We start from the raw sequence: 18485 nt of genomic DNA on the forward strand, positions 1-18485 counted from the left end.
TCTTTTTTTAAAAACTAATACTAGGATTTTTATCGGTTGGAGGAATTTAGAATGGAAGCTTGTAAATATAAAAGAGTAATGTTAAAGTTATCAGGTGAAGCTTTAGCAGGCGAAAATGGATTTGGAATAGATTTCAATGTAGCATTAAGAATTGCTAAAGAAATAAAAGAACTTGTAGATATGGGTGTTGAAGTTGGAGCAGTTGTTGGAGGCGGAAATATCTGGAGAGGTAGAAGCGGTGAAGGTATGGATAGAACTACTGCTGATTACATGGGAATGCTTGCTACTTCAATAAATGCTTTAGCACTTCAAGATTCATTAGAATCATTAGGAGTTGATACAAGAGTACAAACAGCTATCGAAATGAAAGAAATAGCTGAACCTTTTATAAGAAGAAGAGCTATGAGACATTTAGAAAAAGGTAGAGTTGTAATATTTGGAGCAGGAACAGGAAATCCATATTTCTCAACAGATACAACAGCAGCTCTTAGAGCAGCAGAAATAGAAGCAGAAGTTATACTTTTAGCTAAAAAAGTTGATGGTGTATATGATAAAGATCCACATAAATTTAAAGATGCTAAGAAATATGATGAATTATCATATATTGAAGTTCTAGATCAAGGACTACAAGTTATGGATTCAACAGCTACATCTTTATGTATGGATAATGAAATTCCTATTTTAGTTTTTGCTCTTGATGAAGGTGGAAATATTAAGAAGGCTATAATGGGAGAAAATATAGGAACAATAGTTTCAAAAAAATAGGAGGTTTATTTTAGAATGAAATCAGTAATTAAGTTAATGGAAGAAAAAATGACTAAGACAATTTCAGTTTTAGAATCAGATTTAGGAACTCTTAGAGCAGGAAGAGCTAATCCTAAAATGCTTGATAGAGTAGAAGTTGAATGTTATGGAAGCATGTGTCCAGTATCACAAGTTGCAAATGTTTCAATACCAGAACCAAGAGTAATAGCAATCACACCTTGGGATAAATCAACACTTAAAGATATAGAAAAAGCTATATTAAAATCAGATCTAGGAATGAACCCTTCAAATGATGGTTCAGTAATAAGATTAATAATTCCTGAATTAACAGAAGAAACAAGAAAAGATCTTGTTAAAAAGGTTAAGAAAATTGGAGAGGATTCAAAAGTAGCTATAAGATCAATAAGAAGAGATGCTAATGATAAGATTAAAGCTATGAAGAAGAACAATGAAATTACAGAAGATGATGCAAAATCAGGTGAAGATGATGTTCAAAAGATAACAGATAAGTTTGTAAAAGAAATAGATAAAATGATTGCAGCTAAAGAAAAAGAAATCATGAGTATATAAATTTAAAACCTGCTTTCTTTGCAGGTTTTTCTTATATTTTAAATTAAGTATACAGTATTTATAACATTTGGAGGAGGTAGCTAAGTGATAAGTATATTTAAAGGTAAAAGAGATGGTAATATTACCGAAGAATTAGCTCTCGATATGGACAGAATTCCAAAGCATATAGCTGTAATTATGGATGGTAATGGAAGATGGGCTAAAAAAAGAGGTCTTCCAAGAACTATGGGGCACAAAGCCGGAGCAGAAACTATAAGAAAAGTTCTTAAGGAATGTGATAGTTTAGGAGTAAAATATCTAACATTATATGCATTTTCAACTGAAAATTGGAAGAGACCAAAAGAAGAAGTAAATGCTATAATGAAACTTTTAGTTGAGTTTTTAAGAAAAGAAATTAAAGAATTACATGAAAATAATGTTAAAATAACAACAATAGGAGATTTAACTAGAATTCCTGAATTTTGTCAAGTAGAAATAGCTAGTGCGAAAGAATTGACTAAAGATAATACTGGAACTGTACTGAATGTAGCTTTTAATTATGGTGGAAGAGATGAAATTGTAAGAGCTGTTAAGAAATGTTTAGTAGATGAAAGCTTAAAAATAGAAGATTTAACTGAAGAAAAATTTGCGCAATACTTAGATACTTGTTCTATGCCAGATCCTGATATAATAATAAGACCTAGTGGAGAACAAAGATTAAGTAATTATCTTTTATGGCAATGTGCATATTCTGAATTCTGGTATTCAAATATAAATTGGCCAGATTTTACAGCAGAAGATTTAAGAACAGCGATTTATGATTATCAAAATAGAGATAGAAGATTTGGTGGGGTTTAAACAAAGCTAAGAGGTGAATTTATGAATTCAGACAATAGATATTTAGGAGCAGCTATAATGGCTCCGTTCATTATATTTATATTTTTAGGAGGACTATACCTAAAAGGCTTAGTTATAGTATTATCAATTCTTGGTATGTATGAATTTTACAAAACTGTTAAGGTTAAAAAGATTATTCCAGTTATATTCGTTGGATATATATTTTTAGCTATATATTACTTTACAGATAATAATTTTACTACCTTATCCTATATAATAGTTTTAGGAACATGTATACTTTTATGTATTCCAATAATAAATGTGAAATATACATTTATAGATGCTTCAATTACTATGCTTGGATTTATTTATGTAGGAGTATTATTTAGTTTTATATATTTAGTAAATAAAAAAGCAGGTGGAGAATATCTTGTATGGCTAATATTCTTAGCTTCATGGTTTTGTGATACAGCAGCCTATTATGCGGGAAAAACTTTAGGTAGACATAAGTTATGTCCAAAAGTAAGTCCAAAGAAAACTATAGAAGGATCTATAGGTGGAATTATAGGGGCTGCTGTGGCTTGTGGAATATTTGGATACTTTATATCAGATAAAGTTACAGGTATAGCATTATATGATTATATAATTATAGGTCTTATTTGTGGTGTCTTTTGTCAGTTTGGTGACTTAGTTGCTTCATCAATAAAAAGATATGCAGGAATAAAAGACTATAGTAAGTTAATACCAGGACATGGTGGTATATTAGATAGATTTGATAGTATATTATTCTCAGGAGTAGTAGTATATTTCTATTTAACACTTGTTTTAAAAATATAAATATTAAAACACTTCAAATATTGGAGTGTTTTTTTATTTATATTTTTAAATCAGAAATATTAATTGAAAATTTTACATATAATATAAATAAAATATCTAAATAGCCTTATATTTTATTTAGTTCTTTAAATTATTTTGTTAAATATATATAATAGAATATGAATAAATTTCAACAAAAGTTGTATTTAATCATTTAATGATTTAAAATATAGTTTATATTTAAATAATATAAATTTATTTAAATAATAGAATTTGAACACAAAAAGGGGGATTACATTTGAGAGGAATATCTATACTAGGTGTTACAGGTTCTATAGGGACTCAAACTTTAGATGTTTTAAGATTTCACAAAGAGGATTTTAAATTAAAGGCTATTTCTGCACATACTAATATAAAATTAGCTTTAGAAATTATAAAAGAATTTAATGTAGGACTTATAGCTATTACTGATAAAGATGCCTATGAAAAATTAAAAGATATTTTATATAAAGAAAAAATAGACTGCAAAATAGTATATGGTATGGAAGGTCTTATAGAAGTTGCCACTTTAGAAGGGATAGAAATAGTTCTTACTTCAGTTGTAGGAATGATAGGACTTAAACCAACTATTGAGGCTATAAAGGCAGGAAAGCATATAGCACTTGCTAATAAAGAGACTTTAGTTGTGGCTGGTGATATTGTTATGAATCTTGCTAAAGAACATAATGTAAAAATCTTACCAGTAGATTCAGAGCATAGTGCAATTTTTCAATGCTTACAAGGTAATGAGCATAATAAGTTAGATAAAATACTTTTAACTGCATCTGGAGGTCCTTTTAGAGGATATACTAAAGATCAGTTAAAAGATGTAACTGTTGAAAAAGCTTTAAAACATCCTAAGTGGAATATGGGAAAGAAGATATCTATAGATTCTTCAACTCTTATGAATAAAGGGCTAGAAGTAATAGAAGCACATCACTTATTTAATTGTGATTATGATAATATAGAAGTTGTTGTTCATCCAGAATCAATAATACATTCAATGGTTGAATATACTGATGGAGCAGTTATAGCTCAGCTTGGAGTACCAGATATGAAACTTCCAATTCAATATGCTTTAAACTATCCAACAAGATGTGAAAATATAGGGGGAAGACTTGATTTTAGGACTATAAGTACTTTAAACTTTGAAGTTCCTGATATGAGTGTATTTTCATGCTTAGCTTTAGCATATGAAGCAGGGAGAATAGGTGGACTTATGCCAACTATTTTAAATGGTGCTAATGAAGTGGCAGTTGATTTATTTTTAAATAAAAAAATAAAATATTTAGATATCGAATTAATAATAAAAGAGTGTATGGATAAATTTAAATCTGATAAAGAATTAACTCTTGATAATATTATTAATATAGATAATGAAGTGAGAAATTATTTATACGAAAAGTATAAGTAATTAGGAGGGGTAAAATTAGTGTATATTATTTTTGCTATAGTAGCTTTTGGGCTACTTATATTAGTTCATGAACTTGGACATTTTATAGCTGCTAAGATTAATGGTGTAAAGGTTGAAGAGTTTGCTATAGGGATGGGACCACAAATATTTTCTGTAGCAATAGGTGAAACTGATTATAGTTTAAGAGCCTTACCTATAGGTGGCTTTGTACAGATGTATGGTGAAAGTACAGATGATGATGAAGTAAGCACTAGAGATAAAAGGGCGCTCTCAAATAAATCGCCTTTAGTAAGAATAATAGTTTTTGCAGCAGGGGCATTTATGAATTTACTTTTAGCATTAATAATATTTACAATCGTTGCAATGAACTTTGGATTTAAAACAAATGTAGTTTCGTCAGTTGTAGATAATTCACCAGCTGCAGTAGCTGGACTTAAATCTGGAGACAAATTAATTAAGATAGATGGAAATAGGATTTTAACAGGTGATGATCTTATAATGGGAATAGCACTTGCAAAAGGTAATCCAGTTGAAATAGAGTTTGAAAGTAATGGGAAGATAGAAACAAAGAGTATAAAGCCTATTGAAGAGGATGGAGTGTATAGAGTTGGTATTTATAGTGAACATATAAAAAATCCATCAATAATAGATTCGTTTAAAAATTCGTTTAAAGAACTTATATCTATGGTTAAGCAAACATTTATAAGTCTTAAGATGATGTTTACAGGAAATGTAGATTTTAAAACTGATGTTGGAGGTCCTGTAACTATTATAAGAATGGCAGGAGAAGCGGCTAAAGTTGGAGTATGGAATCTTGTAAATTTAACAGCATTCTTAAGTGTTCAGCTTGCAGTATTTAATCTTTTACCATTTCCTGCACTTGATGGTGGTCATATATTTATCTTGCTTATAGAAACAATAACAAGAAATAAAATACCAGCAAAATATGTGAATGCAATAAATACAGTAGGATTCGCTTTACTTATGATTTTAATGGCGGTAGTTTTACTTAAGGATATAATCTTCCCAGTTAAATTATAGAGGTGGATATAATGGAAAGAAAGAAAACTAGAAAAGTAAAAGTAGGGAATTTATATATTGGAGGAGACTCAAAGATAACAATTCAGTCTATGACAAATACTGATACTAGAGATGTAGAAGCAACAGTTGCTCAAATTAATGAGTTAAAAGCAGCTGGATGTGAAATAGTAAGAGTTGCAGTTCCAGATATGGAAGCAGCAGAAGCTATAAAAGGTATAGTAGAAAAAATAAATATACCATTAGTTGCAGATATTCATTTTGATTACAGATTAGCATTAAAAGCTGTAGAAAATGGAATTTCTGCTATAAGAATTAATCCAGGTAATATAGGAAAAAGAGAAAGAGTTGAAGCTGTAGTAAAGGCTTGTAAAGAAAAGAATATTCCTATAAGAATAGGTGTTAACTCAGGATCATTATCAAAAGAACTTTTAGATAAGTATGGAAGAGTTTGTCCAGAAGCTTTAGTTGAAAGTGCTTTAGAGCATGTTAAAATTTTAGAAGAACTTGATTTTAGAGATATAGTAATTTCTTTAAAATCTTCAGATATAAGAACAATGATAGATAGTTATAGACTAGCATCAGAAAAAGTTGATTACCCACTTCATTTAGGAGTTACAGAAGCAGGTACATTATGGAGAGGAACTATAAAATCTTCTATAGGAATAGGTACTTTACTTGCAGAAGGTATTGGTGATACTATGAGAATATCTTTAACAGGAGATCCAGTTGAAGAGGTTAAAGTAGGAAAAGAAATTTTAAAGAATTTTGGATTATTACCAGGAATGAAATTTGTATCTTGCCCAACATGTGGAAGAACAGAAATAGATCTTATATCAATAGCAAATGAAGTAGAGTCAAGACTTGAAGGAAATAAAAAAGATATAAAAGTTGCTGTAATGGGATGTATAGTTAACGGACCAGGAGAAGCAAGAGATGCTGATATAGGAATAGCTGGTGGTAAAGGTGAAGGAATTATCTTTAGAAAAGGTAAAGTAGTTAAGAGGGTTAAAGAAAAAGATTTAGTTGATGAGCTACTGAAATTAATAGAAGAGTTATAAAAAAATAAAGAGGGGATCTCAAGTAGAGTCTCCTCTTTGTTTTATGGATATTAGAAAAGGAGATGCTTATTTTTGAGTGCTGAATTTATAAAAAAAATTAATGCGACACTTAAAAAGGATGAAAATCTAGAAGATTTAGAGTTTGTAATAGAAAAGTTTCAACTTATAAAGAATAGAAATTTACTTAAGACTATAATAAAAAGTAAAGTTAAAATTAGTAATGAACATGAAGAACTTATAAAAAAGTATATAAAAAAAGCAATAGGGTTTGATATAAAAATAGAACTTGTCATATTTGTTGATTTATCAAATATAACTCTTGATGAGCTTATTAAAAATTATTGGATTGAAGTAGTTGGAGAAGTAATAAAAAATTATCCAATGTTAAAGCCTATGATTTTAAATTCAAATAGGGTATTAAATGAAAGTTCTTTAGTTCTTGAATCAGCATATGATTATTTAATTGAGTATGCAAAGAAAAAAGATATAGATAAACAAATAATTAATATAATTAGAAATGTCTTTGGATTGGATTGTGAACTTAAGTTTGTTTATAATGAAGAACTTATTGATAATAGTTATATAGAAGAGCAGGCTAAGGCTGAAAAAGCTATGTTAAATGAAATAAAGAGTAGACAAAGTGATAAGACTAAAAAAGCTCCTGAAGCAGCTAAAACACGTGAAGTTAAATCTTATTATGATAAAAAAGATACTGCTCCTAAAAATGAAAATACTATACTTGGAAGGGATATTAAGCAAGAATCTACTCCAATTATAGAAATTGATGAAACATCAGGATATGTAGCAATTACAGGAGATGTATTTAAAACAGAAATATTTGAGACAAGAGCAGGTAAGGTAATATTAACATTCTACATAACAGATTATACAAGTTCCATTGCAGTTAAGTGCTTCTTAAAACCTAAAGATACAGAGACAGTTCTTGAAAATATTAAAAAAGGACTTCATTGTAAGGTAAGAGGTGAAGCAGTTATGGATAGCTACTTAAAAGAAGTAGTTATTATGGGGAAAGATATATGTAAAATGAAGAAAATTGAAAGAATGGATAATAGTGAAGAGAAAAGAGTTGAACTTCATCTGCATACTACTATGAGTGCTATGGATGCAGTATGTTCAGCAAATAGTATTGTTTCTAAGGCAGCACAGTTTGGTCATAAAGCTGTTGCAATAACTGACCATGGAGTAGTTCAGGCCTTTCCAGATGCACAAAGTGCAGGAAAGAAAAGTGGTGTAAAAATACTTTATGGAGTTGAAGGATATTTAGTTGATAATGGTACTCCTATAGTTAGTAATGGTGATGAAGGAGATTTAGATGGAGAATTTGTAGTATTTGATATTGAAACTACAGGATTTTCCAATAAAAATGATAAGATTATAGAAATTGGTGCTGTAAAGCTTAAAGATGGAGAAGTAGTAGATAGATTTAGTAGATTTATAAATCCAGAGAGAACTATTCCTGCTGTTATTATAGAGCTTACAGGTATTACTGATGAAATGGTTAAAAATGAAAAATTAATAGAAGACGTACTACCAGAATTTATGGAGTTTGTTGGAGATGCAACTCTTGTAGCACATAATGCAGCTTTTGATATTGGATTTATTAAAAAGAATCTAAGAGATTTAGGAAAAGAGCTTCCAAATCAAGTAATGGATACAGTTCCACTTGCTAGATTTTTATATCCAGAATTAAAAAGAGTTAAGCTTAATATTGTTGCTAAGCATTTAGGAGTAAGTCTTGAAAATCACCATAGAGCCGTAGATGATGCTAAGGCTACAGCAGATATATTAATGGTCTGCTTTAAAAAGATTAAAGAAGAACTAGAAATATTTGATTTAAAAACCCTTAATAAAGAGTTTTTAGCTAATGTTGATATTAAGAAGCAACCAATGAGCCATGTAATTATTTTAGCTAAAACTCAAGCAGGACTTAAAAATCTATATAAAATAGTTTCAAAAGCTCATTTAGAATATTTCTTTAGAAAGCCTAGAATACCTAAAACACTTTTAAGTGATATGAGAGAAGGGCTAATAATTGGTTCAGCTTGTGAAGCAGGTGAAGTTTATAAAGCTGTTCTTGAAGGTAAGACAACAGATGAATTAAAGGAAATAGCCGAATTCTATGATTATTTAGAAATTCAACCAATAGCAAATAATGCTCACCTTATAAGAAAAGGTAATGTAAAAGATGAAGAAGAACTTAGAGATATAAATAGAAGAATATATCTTTTAGGAAAAGAGATGGGAAAATCTGTAGTTGCGACAGGAGATGTCCACTTTTTAAATCCAGAGGATGAAGCATTTAGAAGGATTATACAGGCAGGTCAAGGTTTTGGAGGAGATTGTGATAATCAGCCACCTTTATATTATAGAACAACAGAAGAGATGTTAAAAGAATTCTCATATCTTGGTGAAAAAATAGCTAGAGAAGTTGTTATAGAAAATACAAATAAAATAGCAGATGAAATTGAAAATATAAAGCCTATACCTGATGAAACATTCCCGCCTAAAATTGATGGAGCAGAAGAGGATATTAAAAATATGACTCTTAATAAAGTTCACTCAATATATGGAGATGTTTTACCAGAGGTAGTACAAAAAAGAGTAGATAAAGAATTAAATTCTATTATTAATAATGGATATGCAGTTTTATATCTTATTGCTCAAAAGCTTGTTGCTAAATCTCTAGAAGATGGTTATCTTGTTGGATCAAGAGGATCTGTTGGATCTTCATTTGTTGCAACAATGACTGATATTACTGAAGTTAATGGATTACCACCTCATTATGTATGTAGTAAATGTAAAAAATCAGAGTTCTTTATGGATGGTTCAGTAAGTTCTGGAGCTGATTTACCAGATAAAGATTGTCCAGATTGTGGAATTAAATATAAAAAAGATGGCCATGATATACCATTTGAAACTTTCTTAGGATTTGAAGGTGATAAAGAACCAGATATAGACCTTAACTTCTCTGGGGAGTATCAAGCTGTAGTTCATAAATATACAGAAGTTTTATTTGGAGAAGGTTTTGTTTTTAAAGCTGGTACTATAGGTACAGTAGCTGAAAAAACAGCTTATGGATATGTTAAAAAATATCTTGATGAAAGAGGGATTATTGTTTCACAGGCAGAAGTTGAAAGACTTACTATAGGTTGTACTGGTGTAAAAAGAACTTCAGGACAGCACCCAGGTGGAATTATGGTTGTGCCAAGAGATAATGAAATATATAATTTCTGCCCAATACAACATCCAGCTGATGATGTAAATACTGATATTATTACAACACATTTTGATTACCATTCAATAAGTGGTAGACTTTTAAAACTTGATATTCTTGGACATGACGACCCTACAGTTCTTAGAATGCTTCAGGATTTAACAGGGCTAGACCCTAAAACTATACCACTTAATGATCCTAAGGTTATAAGTTTATTTACTTCAACTGATGCTCTTGGAGTTACTAAAGAAGAGCTTGGTTGTGAGGTTGGAAGTTATGGATTACCTGAGTTTGGGACTAAGTTTGTTAGACAGATGCTTGTTGATACACAACCAAGAAGTTTTGCTGATTTAGTTAGAATATCAGGACTTTCTCATGGTACAGATGTTTGGCTTAATAATGCTCAGTACTTTATAAAAGAAGGGTATACAACTCTGAAAGATTGTATATCAACAAGAGATGATATTATGGTATATCTTATGTATAAAGGATTACCTCCTAAAACTGCTTTTACAATAATGGAGAAAGTAAGAAAAGGTAAAGGTCTTTCAGAAGATGATGAAGCTATAATGAAAGAAAATCAAGTACCAGAATGGTATATAGAATCATGTAAAAGAATAAAATACATGTTCCCTAAAGGCCATGCTGTTGCTTATGTTATGATGGCAGTAAGAATTGCATATTTTAAGGTTTATCATCCAGCAGCTTATTATACAACTTACTTTACGGTTAGAGCCGATGATTTTGATGCTGATCTAATTTGTAAGGGAGAAGCTGTTATAGAAGCAAAAATGAAAGAAATAAATGCTCTTGGAAATTCAGCCAGTCAAAAAGAAAAAGGATTGTTAACAATTTTAGAAATTTCTTATGAAATGTATAAAAGAGGGTTAAAATTTTATAAAGTTGATGTTTATAAATCAGATGCAGTTAAATTTAAAATTGAAGATGATGGTGGAATAAGACCACCAATAAATGCTCTTCAAGGTGTTGGAGATAATGCTGCAAAGGCTATTGTTGAAGCAAGAAAAGATGGAGAATTTATTTCAAAGGAAGACCTTAGAATAAGATCTAAAGTATCAAAAACAGTTATAGAAACCTTAAGTTTACATGGTTGTCTTGAAGGTCTTCAAGAAACAAATCAGCTTAGTCTTTTCTAATAAGGTAAAAATAAACTTGTAAAAAAATTCACAATATGATACTATAAAAAAAGAAGTATTTTACTAATAGCTTGAATGAAAGGAGTGGGACAAAATTCCCGCTCTTTCTGTTTAAACGCAACTTTAAGAAGTTGCGTTTTTGTATATGTTTAAATGCAACTTTTATTAGGAATACTAATATTGAAAAACTGAATAAGGAGGGAAGAATATCATGAAGGAGAAAGTACTAGAAGAACTTACTGATCTTTTTAACCCTGTATTTGATGAATTAAATTATGAATTATATTACTTAGAGTATGTTAATGAAAATGGAGACAATTATCTAAGGGTGTATATAGATAAGCCAGAAGGAAAAGTTGACTTTAAGGACTGCGAAGTAATAAGTAGAAGAGTAAATGAAATATTTGATGAAAAAGAAATGGAAAAGAAAATTGATGTTGATTATTTAGAAGTTTCTTCACCAGGAGTTTATAGAAGTCTACATAATGATGATCATTTTACTAGAGTATTAGATAAAAAAATCAAAGTAATTCTAAAGAGTCCTATAGAAAAGGCTAAAAAGTTAGAAGGAATATTAAAAGAAGTTAAAGAAGATATGATAATAGTTGAGGTCGAAGGGAATAACATAGAGGTTCCAAAAGAAAAGATAAAATCAGCTAATCTAGAAAGTGAATTATAATTAGGAGGGAATAGAAATGAACAATGAATTTCTAGGAGCATTAACTGAGATAGTAAAAGAAAAAGGGATTAGTGAGGAAGAGTTACTAGAAGTTTTAGATGAGGCTATAGTAGCAGCGTATAAGAAAAATTATTCAAGCCAGGCGCAAAATGTAAAAATAAGAAGAGACAAAAAGGGTGCAATAAAAGTTTTTGCTCAAAAAGAAATTGTAGAAGAAGTTTATGATGATTCAACAGAAATTAGCTTAGAAGAAGCAAAAGAAATAAATCCTATATTACAACTTGATGATGTTGTTGATGTTGAAGTTACTCCAAAGAACTTTGGAAGAGTTGCAGCACAACTTGCAAAACAAATGGTAATTCAAAAGATTAAAGAATCAGAAAGAAGCATAATATATAATGAGTTTGCTGAAAAAGAACATGACATTATAACAGGAATTGTTTTAAGAAAAGATAAGGTAAATGCTTTTGTGGATCTTGGAAAAATAGAAGCTATTTTAGGACCAAATGAACAAATGCCAGGAGAACACTATGATTTCAACGAAATGTTAAAACTTTATATAGTTGAAGTTAGAGATAGTACAAAAGGACCTCAAGTTTTAGTATCAAGAACACATCCAGGTCTTGTTAAGAGATTATTTGAATTAGAAGTTCCTGAAATATTTGAAGGAATAGTTGAAATTAAGAGTATAGCAAGAGAAGCTGGTTCAAGAACAAAAATTGCTGTATTCTCAAATGATGAAACAGTAGACCCAATGGGAGCTTGTGTTGGACCTAAAGGAGTTAGAGTTCAAAATATAGTAAATGAACTAAAAAATGAAAAAATTGATATAATAAAATGGAGTAAAGAACCAGAAGAATATATAGCTAATGCTTTAAGCCCAGCTAAGGTTATAAATGTTGATATTGATGAAGAAGCAAAAGCAGCTAAAGTTGTTGTTGATGATTCACAATTATCATTAGCAATAGGTAAAGAAGGTCAAAATGTTAGATTAGCAGCTAAATTAACTGGTTGGAAGATAGATATTAAAAGTCAGTCACAATCAGAAGAAATAGCACAATAATATTACTCTAAAGGGGTGATACTTATGGTAAATAAAAAAATTCCAATGAGAATGTGTAATGGTTGCTTAGAAATGAAACCAAAAAAAGAACTTATAAGAGTTGTTAAAGATAAGGAGAATAATATTTCAGTAGATTTAACAGGCAAAATGGCAGGAAGAGGAGCTTATATTTGTAAAGATATAAATTGCCTTGAAGCTGCTTTTAAAGCAAGAAGATTAAATAGAAATTTATCTAGTAATATAAGCGAAGAAATACAAGATAGATTAAGAAAAGAGATTACAAATGAGAAGTAAGTTTTTAAATTTTTTAGGTCTAGCTAAGCGAGCAGGTAATATCTTAGATGGATATAATAAATGCGAAGAAGTAATAGGTAAAAAGAAAATATATTTAATTATATTTTCAAATGAATTATCTGAAAGATCTAAATCTAAGTTTGTAAAACTTTGTGAGAAGTATCAAATACCTTACATTGATGGTTTTTCTAAAGAAGAACTAGGATTTAGCATAGGAAAAAAAGAGATAAATATAGTAGGGATTATAGATAAGAATATGGCAGAAAAGCTTTTATCTTATGAGATATAAATCAAGACTATAAATACTTTCGGGGGTGAATATATGTCAAAAATCAGAGTATATGAATTGGCAAAGGAATTAAAAGTTTCAAGTAAAGAATTAATAAGAATATTAATGGAGGAGTTCAGTGTAGAAGTTAAAAATCACATGAGTGTTATTGAAGATGAAGATGCTGAACTTATAAAAGAGTTATTATCAGGAAATGATAAAACTATAGTTGATGAATATGAAGATCAATTAGCAGAAGAAGTTAATAACGTTAAGAAAAAGAAAAAGAAAAAGAATAAAAAAGCAGAGCAAGAAGAAGAAGAATTAGAAGTTGAAGTTATAGAAATCGGAGAAACAATAACAGTTAAGGAATTAGCAGAAAAACTTAACAAACCTAATGCAGAAGTTATAAAAACTTTAATGTTTGAAGGTGTTATGGCTGGAGTTAACCAAGAAATTAACTTTGAAATAGCTTCAAAAGTTGCTGAAAAGTTTGAAGTAGAAGCTTACAAAAAAGAAGAAGAAGAAATTCTTGAAGAATTTGAAGAAGAAGAAATTGATACAGAGGCATTAGAAAAGAGACCTCCAATAATAACAGTTATGGGACACGTTGACCATGGTAAGACATCAATTCTTGATGCTATCAGAAAAGCAAAGGTTGCTTCAGGAGAAGCAGGTGGTATCACTCAACATATAGGTGCTTATACAGTAGATTTTAATAATCAAAAGCTAACATTCCTTGATACACCAGGTCACGAAGCTTTCACAGCTATGAGAGCTAGAGGAGCTCAAGTAACAGATGTAGTTATTTTAGTTGTTGCTGCTGATGATGGAATAATGCCACAAACAGCAGAAGCTATAAGTCACTGTAAAGCGGCTAAAGTTCCAATGGTAGTTGCTATCAATAAAATTGATAGAGAAGGAGCTAATGTAGATAGAGTTAAACAAGAGTTAACAGAATACGGATTAGTTGTAGAAGATTGGGGCGGAGATATAATAGCAGTTCCTGTATCAGCTAAAACAGGTGAAGGTATGGAAACATTATTAGAAATGGTAGTGTTAACATCAGAAATGCAAGAACTTGTTGCAAATCCTCAAAGAAAAGCTAAGGGAACAGTTATTGAAGCTAAACTTGACAAAGGAAGAGGAGCAGTTGCTTCACTTTTAGTTCAAGATGGTACATTAAATTCAGGAGATTCAATTCTTGTTGGTAATACTTATGGAAGAATCAGAGCTATGTTTGATGATGAAGGAAAGAAAATAAAATCAGCAGGTCCATCAATACCTGTAGAAGTTTTAGGTCTTTCAGAAGTTCCAGCAGCTGGTGATAGATTCATAGTGGTTAAAGATGAAAAGACTGCTAGACAAATGGCTGAAAGCAGAGTTTCAAAACAAAGACAAGAAAACTTCAATAGTTCAAATAGAGTTTCACTTGAAGACTTATATAGTCAAATCAAGGAAGGAAAAGTTAAGGAATTATCAGCTATAGTTAAAGCTGATGTACAAGGATCAGTTGAAGCTATAAAGACATCATTAGAAAAATTAAGTACTGAAGATGTTAAGGTAAGAGTTATCCATGGTGGAGTTGGAGCAATAACAGAAACAGATGTAACATTAGCAGCTGCATCTAATGCATTAATAATTGGATTTAATGTAAGACCAACAATAAATGCTGTAGCTATAGCAGATAAAGAAGAAGTTTCAATTAAAACATATAGCATAATATACGAAGCAATTGAAGATGTTAAATCAGCAATGATAGGTATGCTTGACCCTATATATAAAGAAGTCATTCTTGGAAATGTTGAAATCAGACAAACTTACAAAATTTCAGCAATAGGAACAATAGCAGGATGTTATGTTTTAGATGGTAAGATAACAAGAAATGCTGATATTAGAATTATTAGAGACGGTATAGTTATTAAAGAAGGTAAGCTTGCATCACTTAAGAGATTTAAAGATGATGCTAAAGAAGTTAAAGCTGGATATGAATGTGGTTTAAGTATAGAAAACTACAATGATATTAAAGAAGGCGATATAATTGAAGCTTATACTATGGAGGCTATAGTAAGAAAAGAACTTTAAGACGAGGTGATTAAATATGGCAAATTACAGAGGCGGAAGAATTAACGAAGAAGTAAAAAAAGAAGTCAGCAAAATCATCAGAGATGATATAAAGGATCCTAGAATTACAGCTATGGTTAGTGTTACTGAAGTAAGTGTTACTAAAGACCTTAGATATGCAAAAGTATATCTAAGTGTATTTGGTAAATCTAATGAAGAGCAAGAAGAAACTTTTGAAATTATTAAAAAGTCAGCAGGCTTTATTAGAAAAGAACTAGGACATAGAGTTAAATTAAGACATACACCAGAAATTTTAATAGAAAGAGATAGTTCTATTGAAAAGGGTATGTATATAGATTCTTTATTAGCTAAGATAAAGGAGAAGTAAAAAATGAGTTTACATGAAATTATAAATTTTATTAATTCAGTTGATAAATTTGCTATAACATTTCATGTTTCTCCAGATGGTGATGCCACAGGAAGTGCTTTGTCACTTCTTCAAGGCCTAAGAAAATATGGTAAAGAAGCTTACATTATTTCAAAGGATATACCTGGAAGTAATTTAAGCTTCCTTCCATATATTGAGGAAATAACAGGTGAAAATATAAAACCAACTGAAGGAACAGATTGTGTTATAGTTTTAGATTGTGGTAACTATGAAAGAATAGCAGGAGATATAGAAGATTTTAAAGGAAAAGTTATCAATATAGATCACCATTTATCAAATGATAAGTATGGTGATATAAACTATGTTGATACTATGGCTGCTGGAACTTGTGAAATTATCTATGAATTATTAAATCTTATGAATATAGATATAGATAAAAATATTGCAAGAACTTTATACACAGGAATAGTGACAGATACAGGATCATTTAGATATTCTAATACTACAGACAAAACACATAAAATGGCTGCCGATTTATTAGATAAGGATATAGTTCATGATTCAATTCACAGAGAATTATTTGATAATAAATCTTTTAATAAATTAAAGTTTACAGGTGTTGTTCTTGAGAATATGGAACTTGTATGTAATGATAAAATAGTAATTATGACAATTACCATTGATATGTTAAAAGCTTTAGATATGGAAAAAGAAGACACAGGAGATATTGTTTCATTTGGAAATAAGGTTGAAGGTGTTGAAGGTTGCATATTATTAAAAGAAAGTTTAGATGGAGTTAAGGTTAGCTTTAGATCTAAGGATACTTTAGATGTAAGAAAGATTGCTGAAAGTTTTGGTGGTGGTGGCCACACTAAAGCTGCAGGGGCATTAATAAAAGGTGTTACTGTTGAAAAGGCAAGAGAGATTATAATAAAAGAATTAGAAAAAGAGTTGGTTTAATGAACGGTGTAATAAATATTTGTAAAAATACAGGACAAAGCTCATTTGATGTTGTTGCGAAAGTTAGAAAAATGAGTAAGATAAAAAAGGTAGGACATACAGGAACACTTGATCCAGAAGCTTCAGGTGTTTTACCTGTATGTATAGGTAAAGCTACTAAAATAATAGACTATATAATGGAAAATAAAAAGACTTATAGAGTTACTTTTAAATTAGGAATAATTACTGATACTTATGATCTTGAAGGAAAAGTTATAAGTCAGAAAGATGCAAGTAATATAAAGGCAGAACAAATCTTAGAAGTAATAGATAGTTTTAAAGGAGATATAATGCAAGTCCCTCCTATGTATTCCGCTCTTAAGAAAAATGGGGTAAGACTTTATGAACTTGCAAGAAAAGGAATTGAAGTTGAAAGAGAAGCTAGAAAAATTACTATATATTCAATAAGTAATATAATTATTAATAGTGGTGAAGTAACAATGGATGTTTGCTGTTCAAAAGGAACTTACATAAGAAGTCTTTGTTTTGATATAGGGGAAAAGCTTGGTGTAGGAGCTGTTATGACTGCTCTTAGAAGAATTGCTAACGGACCTTTTACAATAGAAAAGTCAGTAAATATAGATGATTTAAATGAAGATAATATAAAAGACTATTTAATATCAATAGATGAGGCTTTAAATGACTTTTCAAAGTTTATTGTTGCTAATAAATTTAAAAAGCTTTTAGTTAATGGAGTGTCTGTTATGGATAAAAAAATCTATAACGGACAAAGTGTTGTAGAGAATAAATTATATAAAGTTTATGATGAAGAAGGAATTTTATTAGGACTTGGGGAAAGAAGTAAAAATGGATTTAAAATAGAAAAGTTATTATTAGAGGGGTAATAATATATGATTTTAATAGATGAAACTTTTAAAGGTAATTTTGAACAAGGTACGTATGTAGCATTAGGAAGTTTTGATGGGATACATAAGGGACATTTAACTCTTATGAATAAGGTTATTAGTATTAGTAAAGAAAAAAAAGCATTAAGTATGGTATATACCTTTAAAAATCATCCTATGACTGTAGTTAATAATACAATTGCTCCTAAGCTTCTTATAAATAATAAAAAGAAACAAGAAATTATTGAAAATCTAGGAATAGATATTCTTTGTCTTGAAACCTTTGATAAAAAGATGATGCTTTTAGAGCCTGAGGATTTTATAAAGGAACTTATTGAAAGATTTAATGTAAGAGGTTTGGTTGTTGGGTTTAATTATAGATTTGGTCACAAAAATAAAGGTGATTTAGCTATGTTAGAGAAACTTAAGAAAAAATATAATTTTGAGCTATATGTTATGAAGGCTTATCAGGAGGAAAGTGATGTGGTAAGCTCTAGTAGGATAAGAAGGCTGATAAAAGATGGAGAATTAGAGATGGCAAATGAATTATTAGGAAGAGAATTTGTGCTTAATGGGAAAATAGTCGATGGTAAAAAGTTAGGTAGAACTATAGGATTCCCTACAGCTAATTTGGAAGTAAATGAAGATATGATTATACCTGAAAAAGCTGTTTATTATACAAATGTAGAGTATAATGGGAAAATATATAAGGGAATAACATCAGTTGGGAATAATCCCACTGTAAATGGGCAAAATACAACTATAGAAACTTATATACTAGATTTTTCTGAAGATATTTATGGAAAAAGTATAAAATTATATTTTTTAGAAAAGATGAGAGAGCAAGTTAAGTTTAATTCTTTAGATGAATTAAAGGCTCAATTAGAAAAAGATAAACAGTTTGCAATTGAAAGAAAAATAAAAATAAATTTATAAAACTTTGTTTACAATAAAATATAGTTTTGATATAATCA

General features: G+C 29.7%; 17 protein-coding genes. All 17 read left to right on the forward strand.

Annotated elements, in window-relative coordinates; translation table 11 throughout:
- The first annotated feature begins 51 nt into the window (after window positions 1-51).
- The 17 genes from pyrH to BN8917_RS08650 all read left to right on the forward strand — a co-directional run bounded on the left by pyrH (window position 52) and on the right by BN8917_RS08650 (window position 18447).
- Window positions 52-765 carry a UMP kinase gene (gene pyrH / locus BN8917_RS08570; RefSeq protein ID WP_066873374.1) on the forward strand — a complete coding sequence of 238 codons (714 nt, stop codon included), beginning with the start codon at window positions 52-54 and terminating at the stop codon, window positions 763-765.
- A gap of 15 nt (window positions 766-780) precedes the next feature.
- Entirely contained in the window at window positions 781-1335 is a 555-nt protein-coding gene (frr, locus tag BN8917_RS08575; protein ID WP_066873376.1) for a ribosome recycling factor, read from the forward strand.
- A 144-nt stretch (window positions 1336-1479) separates the two neighbouring features.
- Window positions 1480-2172, forward strand: a complete 693-nt coding sequence (locus BN8917_RS08580; protein WP_066875435.1) for an isoprenyl transferase — start codon at window positions 1480-1482, stop codon at window positions 2170-2172.
- A gap of 21 nt (window positions 2173-2193) precedes the next feature.
- Window positions 2194-2988, forward strand: a complete 795-nt coding sequence (locus tag BN8917_RS08585) for a phosphatidate cytidylyltransferase (RefSeq protein ID WP_066873379.1) — start codon at window positions 2194-2196, stop codon at window positions 2986-2988.
- Between the two features lie 277 nt (window positions 2989-3265).
- Window positions 3266-4420, forward strand: coding sequence for a 1-deoxy-D-xylulose-5-phosphate reductoisomerase (locus BN8917_RS08590; protein WP_066873382.1), 1155 nt, complete (start codon window positions 3266-3268; stop codon window positions 4418-4420).
- An 18-nt stretch (window positions 4421-4438) separates the two neighbouring features.
- Window positions 4439-5461 carry an RIP metalloprotease RseP gene (rseP, locus tag BN8917_RS08595; RefSeq protein WP_066873385.1) on the forward strand — a complete coding sequence of 341 codons (1023 nt, stop codon included), beginning with the start codon at window positions 4439-4441 and terminating at the stop codon, window positions 5459-5461.
- Window positions 5462-5472: 11 nt separating this feature from the next.
- The gene (gene ispG, locus BN8917_RS08600; RefSeq protein WP_066873386.1) at window positions 5473-6519 is read left to right on the forward strand and encodes a flavodoxin-dependent (E)-4-hydroxy-3-methylbut-2-enyl-diphosphate synthase; all 1047 of its coding nucleotides are present in this window, start codon (window positions 5473-5475) and stop codon (window positions 6517-6519) included.
- 72 nt (window positions 6520-6591) lie between these two features.
- Window positions 6592-10911, forward strand: a complete 4320-nt coding sequence (locus tag BN8917_RS08605) for a PolC-type DNA polymerase III (protein WP_066873387.1) — start codon at window positions 6592-6594, stop codon at window positions 10909-10911.
- Window positions 10912-11122: 211 nt separating this feature from the next.
- Complete coding sequence (gene rimP / locus BN8917_RS08610) at window positions 11123-11590, forward strand: ribosome maturation factor RimP (RefSeq protein WP_066873388.1); 468 nt, start codon at window positions 11123-11125, stop codon at window positions 11588-11590.
- Between the two features lie 16 nt (window positions 11591-11606).
- The gene (gene nusA, locus BN8917_RS08615) at window positions 11607-12653 is read left to right on the forward strand and encodes a transcription termination factor NusA (protein ID WP_066873389.1); all 1047 of its coding nucleotides are present in this window, start codon (window positions 11607-11609) and stop codon (window positions 12651-12653) included.
- Between the two features lie 24 nt (window positions 12654-12677).
- Entirely contained in the window at window positions 12678-12947 is a 270-nt protein-coding gene (gene rnpM / locus BN8917_RS08620; RefSeq protein WP_066873391.1) for an RNase P modulator RnpM, read from the forward strand.
- Window positions 12937-13236 carry a ribosomal L7Ae/L30e/S12e/Gadd45 family protein gene (locus tag BN8917_RS08625; RefSeq protein WP_066873394.1) on the forward strand — a complete coding sequence of 100 codons (300 nt, stop codon included), beginning with the start codon at window positions 12937-12939 and terminating at the stop codon, window positions 13234-13236. The genes rnpM and BN8917_RS08625 overlap by 11 nt, the downstream gene beginning before the upstream one ends.
- A gap of 33 nt (window positions 13237-13269) precedes the next feature.
- On the forward strand, window positions 13270-15300 hold the full coding sequence (gene infB / locus BN8917_RS08630; RefSeq protein ID WP_066873397.1) for a translation initiation factor IF-2: 2031 nt from the start codon (window positions 13270-13272) through the stop codon (window positions 15298-15300).
- 16 nt (window positions 15301-15316) lie between these two features.
- A complete protein-coding gene (rbfA, locus tag BN8917_RS08635) occupies window positions 15317-15667 on the forward strand; it encodes a 30S ribosome-binding factor RbfA (protein ID WP_066873400.1) in 351 nt (116 codons plus the stop codon).
- A gap of 3 nt (window positions 15668-15670) precedes the next feature.
- Window positions 15671-16627, forward strand: a complete 957-nt coding sequence (locus BN8917_RS08640; protein ID WP_066873402.1) for a DHH family phosphoesterase — start codon at window positions 15671-15673, stop codon at window positions 16625-16627.
- On the forward strand, window positions 16627-17511 hold the full coding sequence (gene truB, locus BN8917_RS08645; protein ID WP_066873405.1) for a tRNA pseudouridine(55) synthase TruB: 885 nt from the start codon (window positions 16627-16629) through the stop codon (window positions 17509-17511). Before BN8917_RS08640 ends, truB begins: the two co-directional genes overlap by 1 nt.
- A 6-nt stretch (window positions 17512-17517) precedes the next feature.
- Window positions 17518-18447, forward strand: coding sequence for a bifunctional riboflavin kinase/FAD synthetase (locus BN8917_RS08650; protein WP_066873408.1), 930 nt, complete (start codon window positions 17518-17520; stop codon window positions 18445-18447).
- The last annotated feature ends 38 nt before the right edge of the window (window positions 18448-18485 follow it).

The sequence above is a fragment of the Clostridium mediterraneense genome (assembly GCF_900091705.1).
Lineage (GTDB): Bacteria > Bacillota > Clostridia > Clostridiales > Clostridiaceae > Sarcina > Sarcina mediterraneense.

Bases quoted from the DNA above. Each gene is read 5' to 3' on its own strand.
- truB (WP_066873405.1), top strand. From the start codon at position 16,627: ATGAACGGTGTAATAAATATTTGTAAAAATACAGGACAAAGCTCATTT.
- rbfA (WP_066873400.1), top strand. From the start codon at position 15,317: ATGGCAAATTACAGAGGCGGAAGAATTAACGAAGAAGTAAAAAAAGAA.
- BN8917_RS08580 (WP_066875435.1), top strand. From the start codon at position 1,480: ATGGACAGAATTCCAAAGCATATAGCTGTAATTATGGATGGTAATGGA.
- rnpM (WP_066873391.1), top strand. From the start codon at position 12,678: ATGGTAAATAAAAAAATTCCAATGAGAATGTGTAATGGTTGCTTAGAA.
- ispG (WP_066873386.1), top strand. From the start codon at position 5,473: ATGGAAAGAAAGAAAACTAGAAAAGTAAAAGTAGGGAATTTATATATT.
- BN8917_RS08650 (WP_066873408.1), top strand. From the start codon at position 17,518: ATGATTTTAATAGATGAAACTTTTAAAGGTAATTTTGAACAAGGTACG.
- pyrH (WP_066873374.1), top strand. From the start codon at position 52: ATGGAAGCTTGTAAATATAAAAGAGTAATGTTAAAGTTATCAGGTGAA.
- BN8917_RS08585 (WP_066873379.1), top strand. From the start codon at position 2,194: ATGAATTCAGACAATAGATATTTAGGAGCAGCTATAATGGCTCCGTTC.
- frr (WP_066873376.1), top strand. From the start codon at position 781: ATGAAATCAGTAATTAAGTTAATGGAAGAAAAAATGACTAAGACAATT.
- nusA (WP_066873389.1), top strand. From the start codon at position 11,607: ATGAACAATGAATTTCTAGGAGCATTAACTGAGATAGTAAAAGAAAAA.
- BN8917_RS08640 (WP_066873402.1), top strand. From the start codon at position 15,671: ATGAGTTTACATGAAATTATAAATTTTATTAATTCAGTTGATAAATTT.
- infB (WP_066873397.1), top strand. From the start codon at position 13,270: ATGTCAAAAATCAGAGTATATGAATTGGCAAAGGAATTAAAAGTTTCA.
- BN8917_RS08625 (WP_066873394.1), top strand. From the start codon at position 12,937: ATGAGAAGTAAGTTTTTAAATTTTTTAGGTCTAGCTAAGCGAGCAGGT.
- rimP (WP_066873388.1), top strand. From the start codon at position 11,123: ATGAAGGAGAAAGTACTAGAAGAACTTACTGATCTTTTTAACCCTGTA.